Here is a 1,216-nt window from a genome sequence, read left to right on the forward strand (position 1 = left end):
CGACATGGGTTGCGTCCACGCGCGGCATCATCACTTCGGCCGCATCCGGGAACACGCGGCGAAGCTCGGCCAGCGCGATCTTGATTTCCTTGCGCACGAACGCCTCACCGCCCCAGCGCTTGGGATTGCCGAATCCCAGTTTCCGCAGGCCGTCTCGCTGCACATCGGTCAGGTGCGACGCGCCGGTRACTTCGAGGCGAACAGAGCCCCAGGCCTTCTTGCTGGCCACCAGGCGGATCGACGGGTGCTGTGCGTTGAGTTGCACCCACTTCACGAGAGCGGGCGTCTGGGGGGCGTTCTGGTTGCTCATAGGTGTCCTCTTTCGGTGCGTGCGGGGATGTGCAGCAGACTCAGCGGCTCATGCCGGGGCCAGAGGCCTCGGCAGGCGCTTCCACCTGCGGCTCATCAGGAATTTCGATCGCTATGCCCAGGGCTTCACCCTGGCGCTTGAATTCGTTCAGCGCATCGCGCGACATGCTCGCCACGCTCTCCAGCCATGCGCGCTGCTCTTCCGGCTCGTACGGGTGCCACGTGGCGTCGTGCTCTTCGGCATCACACTCGGTGCCTGCGCCATCCAGGTAGCGTCCTTCCGGTGCCGACCCATTGCGGATCTCTGCCAGCACAGAAACCAACTTCAAGGCCGCCGCCAAAGGAATGGTCATTTCGCTCACGTCAACTTCCTATCTGGGGTGCTTCAAGAATGATGGCGGCGCCAGTACAGGCCGCCGCCATCCCAGGGGACCGATGTGGATCGGTTCGGTTACGGGCGCGGCGCCGAGGACTCTTCGGCTTCGGCCACTTCTTCATTCACCGCTTCGTCTTCGTCGACGTCGTCGTGCGCTTCGGCATCCAGCTCCACCTTCGGCGCGATGTGCGCGGTCGGCAGGTCGGCGGCGGTGAAGCGGCCCGGCTCATCGGTGATGACGTTGATCGGGCTGAAGCCGGAGATCTCTTCGGTACGCGCGATACCCGGCAGGATCACCTTGGCGAAGGACTGGGGGTCCTTGCCGAAGATCACCTCGTAACGGCCGGCGTTGCCCTTCTTGACGTCGTTGACCAGCTTGAACGCCGCGTTGTCGTCCTTGAACGGGTTGCCCGCGTAGGTCATGCGGTAGCCCGGGATGGATTCCAGCACCAGCGCACCGGCGGCCAGGCCTTCGTACAGCTTTTCGTTCGGCACGCCCTTGAAGATGTTCTTGGATTCCAGGTCCTTGAT

At 63.7% G+C, this 1,216-nt stretch carries 2 protein-coding genes and 1 pseudogene; all 3 read right to left on the reverse strand.

Features of this window, described 5'->3' with window-relative positions; translation table 11 throughout:
• On the reverse strand, positions 1 to 310 hold a 310-nt coding region (locus AC04L7_RS19055; protein WP_475513754.1), incomplete at its 3' end, for a hypothetical protein.
• A 40-nt stretch (positions 311 to 350) separates the two neighbouring features.
• On the reverse strand, positions 351 to 671 hold the full coding sequence (locus AC04L7_RS19060; RefSeq protein ID WP_436001306.1) for a hypothetical protein: 321 nt from the start codon (positions 669 to 671) through the stop codon (positions 351 to 353).
• Positions 672 to 760: 89 nt separating this feature from the next.
• A pseudogene (locus AC04L7_RS19065) lies at positions 761 to 1,216 on the reverse strand (hypothetical protein); the annotation flags it as partial.

It is taken from the genome of Pseudoxanthomonas sp. LjRoot204_2, assembly GCF_056175765.1.